The organism is Xenophilus azovorans DSM 13620, assembly GCF_000745855.1.
Classification (GTDB): Bacteria; Pseudomonadota; Gammaproteobacteria; order Burkholderiales; family Burkholderiaceae_C; genus Xenophilus; species Xenophilus azovorans.
This window is the reverse complement of record NZ_JQKD01000104.1, coordinates 1-5,780: the sequence shown is the minus strand read 5'-3', so window position 1 is coordinate 5,780 and position 5,780 is coordinate 1. Positions and strand designations below refer to the sequence as shown.

6 protein-coding genes are annotated in these 5,780 nt (G+C 61.4%); 3 read left to right on the top strand and 3 right to left on the bottom strand.

Going from position 1 to position 5,780, the window contains the following annotated elements:
- From Q392_RS26005 to Q392_RS25995, 3 genes are all read right to left on the bottom strand, one after another.
- On the bottom strand, positions 1-209 hold a 209-nt coding region (locus Q392_RS26005; protein ID WP_038215297.1), incomplete at its 3' end, for an IS5/IS1182 family transposase.
- A 23-nt stretch (positions 210-232) separates the two neighbouring features.
- Positions 233-1,129, bottom strand: coding sequence for a phosphatase PAP2 family protein (locus tag Q392_RS26000; RefSeq protein ID WP_245610828.1), 897 nt, complete (start codon positions 1,127-1,129; stop codon positions 233-235).
- The gene (locus Q392_RS25995) at positions 1,126-3,525 is read right to left on the bottom strand and encodes a heavy metal translocating P-type ATPase (protein ID WP_009518529.1); all 2,400 of its coding nucleotides are present in this window, start codon (positions 3,523-3,525) and stop codon (positions 1,126-1,128) included. Before Q392_RS25995 ends, Q392_RS26000 begins: the two co-directional genes overlap by 4 nt.
- A 93-nt stretch (positions 3,526-3,618) precedes the next feature.
- Between Q392_RS25995 and cadR the strand changes: the two genes are divergently transcribed.
- From cadR to Q392_RS34260, 3 genes are all read left to right on the top strand, one after another.
- Entirely contained in the window at positions 3,619-4,053 is a 435-nt protein-coding gene (cadR, locus tag Q392_RS32385; protein WP_011804660.1) for a Cd(II)/Pb(II)-responsive transcriptional regulator, read from the top strand.
- A gap of 127 nt (positions 4,054-4,180) precedes the next feature.
- On the top strand, positions 4,181-5,662 hold the full coding sequence (locus Q392_RS25990) for a c-type cytochrome (protein ID WP_245610827.1): 1,482 nt from the start codon (positions 4,181-4,183) through the stop codon (positions 5,660-5,662).
- Positions 5,608-5,780 (top strand): transposase (locus Q392_RS34260; protein WP_169748340.1); only part of this gene is annotated, 173 nt, incomplete at its 3' end. The genes Q392_RS25990 and Q392_RS34260, both read left to right, overlap by 55 nt.

Below are 5,780 nucleotides of genomic sequence, written 5' to 3'. Positions count from 1 at the left end.
GCGAACCAGTTCTGCATCAGGTGCACGCGCAGCATCGCGTCCAGCGGATACGGCCTGCGGCCACGGCCGGCCACCGGGTAGTGCGGCTCGATGACCTTCAGCAGCGCCTTCCACGGCACCACCTGCTCCATCTCTTCGAGGAAGACCTCGCGCCGCGTCTTCTTGCGCTTGCCTGCGTACTCCGCGTCCGAGAAGCTGATCTGGCTCATCGCAGCGAACTCCTTTGCAACGTTCAACGCATCAGGGCGTGATCCGTGGACTTGTTCAGACCTTCCTTAGATACTCCTTGACGCAATAGGCGGATCAGCCAGATTGAGACTCCCAGCGCAAGCGCGGCAAAACCGAAACGCGCCCAGCTACCAGCACCAGCCAGCAGGCTGAATGCGGCGCCGTTGTTCTTCAAGTGGACGAGATTGAAGAAAGGGGTTACAGCGACTTGATCGCCATAGCCGAAAAAAAGCGAGACGGCGGCCTTTGCGACCTGATCGCCAAATAGCACTGCGGCAGCCAAGCCGTACCAGATTCCGATTGCCCGCAGCCTCGTCAGCCTCCAGGCACTCGCCAGCATCGTCAACAGCGAACCAGCAAGCGCAAGGCTGCCGGAGGCGATGCCCCAGCCGGCCAGCACGTCGGCGGGAAAGTGCATGCCCGCAGCAATGCGCGACCAGCCGACCAGAACGACATAAGCAACTAACGCCAATCGGTGGCGTACACCTGTCAGCGGCCACAACGCCCCGGCAACAAGTGCGGCGTAAGTGGAATGACCGCTCGGCAGGCTATAGTGCTCCTCCACTGTGCCAAGCACGTGATTCAAATGGCCAAATACCGCTGCCGGTCGCGGAAAATCGAGCCAAAATTTCAAGATGGAGGCTATTGCAATCGCGATGCCGAAGCCGATCACGAATTGAAGAAGCTGCCGCCGAATTGCCAAGGCGTGATCGGCTGCTGCCGTTGATCTTGACCATGCCCACAGTCCGAGCATCACTAGGGGCGCAGTCCAGTAGTTGCCCAGGACGTTGCTGAAGATCCAGGCCAGCGGTATCAAAATCGGCGGCGTGGCCTCGTAGACGAGCTGAAACAGAGCGCTATTCAAGCCACCCCAATCGTAAAGAATGGCTTTCCAGTTCATCGGCGCAACAGCCTCAACCCGTTGCCGACCACCAGCAGACTGGCCCCCATGTCGGCAAACACCGCCATCCACATCGTGGCTTGCCCGGTGAAAGTCAGAATCAGGAACACCGCCTTGATGCCCAGCGCGAGGGCGATGTTCTGCTTCAAAACGCTAGCTGTTGCACTGGACAGTCGCACGAATGTCGGCAGCTTGCGCAGGTCGTCATCCATCAACGCAACGTCGGCGGTTTCGATGGCCGTATCGGTTCCCGCCGCCCCCATTGCAAAGCCGATGTCCGCACGCGCGAGCGCCGGGGCATCGTTGATGCCATCGCCCACCATGCCAGTTTTCCCGTCCGCCGACAGTCGCTCCACTTCATGCAGTTTGTCTTCGGGCAGCAGATTGCCACGACTGCGGTCAATGCCGACCTGACTGGCAATGGCAGCGGCAGTGTGCGGGTTGTCACCGGTCAACATAATGGCTTTGATGCCCAGTCGGTGCAGTTCGGCAATGGCCTGGCGGCTGCTGTCCTTCACCGTGTCAGCCACTGCGAAGAGCGCCCGCACTCCTTCCTGTCCCGTCAACATCACTACGGTTTTGCCCTCGGCTTCAAGCGCAGACACCCTGGACTCCAGATCTGGCGAACACATGCCCAGTTCCTCGACCAGGCGGTGGTTACCCAGGTGATAGATCTGCCCGTTGATGTCGCCACGAACCCCGCGCCCAGGCAGCGCTGCGAAATCGGCTACATCACGCGGTGTCAACCCATCGTTGACGGCTGCACGGGCCACTGCCAAGGACACTGGGTGGTCTGAACGGGCTGCGAGGCTGGCGGCCAGCAATCTGGACGCATCAGGATCGGCGTTGCCCCATGCAGCGAAATCAGTCTGCGCTGGCTTGCCGTGTGTGATCGTGCCCGTTTTGTCCAGGGCCAGCCATTTGAGCTTGTGCCCCTCTTCCAGATAGACGCCACCCTTGATCAGGATGCCGTGCCGTGCGGCAGCAGCCAGACCGCTCACAATGCTCACCGGCGTGGAGATCACCAGAGCACAAGGACAAGCGATGACCAATAGAACCAGCGCCTTGTAGATCCAGTCCAGCCACGGCACGCCGAATACCAGCGGAGGCACAAGCGCCACGGCAAGGGCTACCGCAAATACGATAGGCGTATACAGCCGCGCAAACTGATCGACGAAACGCTGCGTCGGCGCGCGGCTTCCCTGAGCCGCTTCAACGGCATGAATGATGCGGGCCAATGTCGATGCGCTGGCGGCAGCGGTGACGCGGAATTCAAACGAACCCTCCCCATTGATCGTGCCTGCAAACACGGAATCGCCCTCAGCCTTGTCTACCGGAAGGCTCTCACCAGTGATCGGCGCCTGATTGACGGAGGAGCGGCCTTCGACGATCAGCCCATCGAGGGCAATGCGCTCACCAGGTTTGACGCGAACACGGCTGCCCACGGGCACGGCGTTGGCGTCCACCGCAGCCCAACTGCCGTCCGCTTGTTGAACCAATGCGGTATCCGGCGCGAGGTCCATCAAGCCACGGATGGCATTGCGAGCCCGATCCAAGGACTTGGCCTCGATCACCTCGGCTAGTGCGAACAGCACCATCACCATAGCCGCCTCGGGCCAATGGCCTATGAGCATGGCCCCAGTGACCGCAATGGACATCAACGCATTCATGTTCAGGTTGCGGTTCCTGAGCGCAATCCAGCCCTTCTTGTAAGTCGTGAGGCCGCCAGTGAGGATGGCCACCACGGCCAGCGCGACCACGACCCAGTGGTTGCCGCCGTTGAGCCAGTACACAACCTCGGCCAGCGTTGCGGTGACGCCTGACACTGCCAGCGGCCACCAGTTTGTGCGTGCAGGCGCTTGCGCCTCGGCTGCCGAAGGGGCCGAAGAAGTGCGCACCTCGGCGTCGAAGCCGAGCGATTTCAGGGCTGCAAGCACATTGGGAAGTGCGTCGGGTGTATGTGCGACGTGCAGCCTGCGCTGGACGAGGTTGAATTCAAGATTCGCAACGCCTGGCACGCCGGCAAGCTTGCCGCGGATCAATGCCTCCTCGGTGGGGCAGTCCATCTGCTGGATGGATAACCAGGTACTTTGCTGGGCTGCCTTCTCATCCATCCGAACCGCTCGCATCCCGATGGCCGATAACGCGTCTTCGATAGGGCGCAACGAGGCAAGCTGATGGCTGACTCCCAGTGTTCTCTGCACCAGATTGAATTCAAGGCTGCTCACGCCCTGCACCTTTCCGAGTTTGTCGCGAATCAACGCTTCCTCGGTCGGGCAATCCATGTTCTCGATGCGGTAGCGCACCTGCGGCAACGCTGCTTCGACGATGTTCGGTTTCGGGTTGGGCACCACAACGGTAGAGCAGCCACATCCCTTGGAGCCACATTCACTCATGGCAACTCCTCTTGTGTAGATCTGAGGTTGATGATTTAACACTCTATAGTTACTATAGAGTCAAGTCCTTTTCCTTTTATCCCAATCCGCACCATGAACCTCCAGATCGGAGAACTTGCCAAACGCACTGCCTGTCCGGTGGTGACGATCCGCTATTACGAGCGAGAGGGGCTGCTGCCGCAGGCTCGCCGCAGCCAGGGGAACTTCCGCTTGTATGGAGAGGCGCATGTGGAGCGCTTGCAATTCATACTTCGCTGCCGTTCGCTGGACATGCCATTGAGCGACGTGCGAACTTTGCTGAGCTACCGGGATCGGCCTGCGCAGGATTGCGGTGAAGTCAACCTTCTTCTCGATGAGCGCATCCGGGAGGTGAAATCACGGATTGAAGCGCTGCGCGAGCTGGAACACCAGCTGGCCGATTTGCGCGATGCATGTTCCGGTGCCAGACCTGTCGAAGCGTGCGGAATTCTGCAAGGGCTGTCGGGATGCGCATGTGATGCGCAGGAAGCAACTGCTCCCGTCAAGTGACCAGTGGGCCGAGCCGATCATGCCATAACAACAGGCCCCGCCAGCTCCCTGATGCTGGCGGCCCGCAAGAACAATGAATTATAATCATTCGCATTTGTGATGCGAACTTTCTGCCGGTAAGGCCCTCATGCAAGCCCTGCGCATACTCTCAGCCGTTCTGTTCTCTTGGTTCATGGTCATCTCTGTCGCGCATGCCGATCCTCTGGCTACGCAAGACAAGGCTAAGCAAACCTGGCAATTGCTGGACTACCTAGCGGTCGATTACGGCGGCGCTGTGCGGGATGGCAAGGTTCAAAGTGCCAGCGAATACGAAGAAATGAAGGAGTTCGCCGCGACAGCGGGGCAGCAGATCGCCACATTGCCGAGCACGCCTGCACTTCCCGAACTGAAACGCCAGGCCACGGCACTGAGCGAACTCATCGCAGCCAAGGCCGACGCGAAGACAGTGGCCGACAGTGCCCATTCACTGGCGGCGGCACTGGTCAAGGCGTACCCGTTCCCGCTTTCCCCCTCCACGCCGCCGGATCTCACGCGCGCCAAGGTGCTGTTTGAAGCCAACTGCGCGGCATGCCACGGGGCGACTGGCCGGGGCGATGGCCCGCTCGGCGCAAAGCTGACCCCGCCGCCGATCGCGTTCACCGATCGCGGCCGGGCACGCTCGCGCAGCGTGCTCGCGCTCTACCAAGTCATTTCTCAAGGCGTCGCCGGCACGTCGATGCCCAGTTTCGCCACGCTCTCCGACGAGGATCGGTGGGCATTGGCATTTTTCGCCGGAACGCTGTCGCACGACGACGCCATGCGGGCGCGCGGTGAAGAATCCTGGGGCCGAGACGCCACCGCCAAAGCCGTCTTTCCCGACCTGGCGGCCGCTGCCACATTGACCGAGGCCGCCTTGTCCGAACGGATGCCACCCGACGCGGCGCGCGACCTGACCGCCTACGTCCGCAGCCATCCAGAAGTGACCGTCACCGCCAACGGCACGGGCGGGCTGGGGTTGGCCCGCGCACGGCTTCAGGAGAGCCTTGCCGCAGCGCGCGCAGGCGACCAGGCCAACGCGACGCGCTTGGGTTTGTCCGCCTACCTGGATGGTTTTGAACCACTGGAACCGGCATTGCGCGCGCGCAACCAGGCGCTTCTCACTGAAGTGGAAAACGCCATGCTGGCCTACCGCGGCGCACTTGCCAGTGGCAAGCTGGAGCAAGCCGACGCCACGGCCCAAAAGCTGGACTACCTTTTTGCCCAAGTCGATACCGAATTGGGGGCGGACAAAGCCGAGCCACTGACCACCTTCATTGCCTCGATCACCATCCTGCTGCGCGAAGGCGTGGAGGCGCTGTTGATCGTCGTCGGCATGCTCGCATTCCTGAAGAAAGCCGAACGGCGGTATGCGTCCGGCCAACCCACATTGAAGTTCGATAGCCGGCCAAGGATGCTTGTGTCCACGGACTTTTGCGTGGACACATGGACACTTTGGAAACGAACACAGCGGTTGCGGCACCGCCCAAGCGCAGTTGGCGGCGGCACTCTGACGAGTTCAGGGCACGGATCATCGAGTTGGCACGCCAGCCGAACACGTCGGTGGCCGCGGTGGCGCTGGCCAACGGGCTGAATGCGAACATGCTGCGCCGCTGGGTGCGCGAGTCCGAGGCTGCCGGCAAAGCCGCCACCGAGGTGGCGCAGCCGCGTGATGTGGTCACGCCGGCGTTCATGCAGTTGCCGATGTCCGC

Coding starts and splice junctions, on each gene's coding strand:
- cadR (WP_011804660.1), top strand. CDS start 3,619: ATGAACCTCCAGATCGGAGAACTTGCCAAACGCACTGCCTGTCCGGTG.
- Q392_RS26000 (WP_245610828.1), bottom strand. CDS start 1,129: ATGAACTGGAAAGCCATTCTTTACGATTGGGGTGGCTTGAATAGCGCT.
- Q392_RS25995 (WP_009518529.1), bottom strand. CDS start 3,525: ATGAGTGAATGTGGCTCCAAGGGATGTGGCTGCTCTACCGTTGTGGTG.
- Q392_RS25990 (WP_245610827.1), top strand. CDS start 4,181: ATGCAAGCCCTGCGCATACTCTCAGCCGTTCTGTTCTCTTGGTTCATG.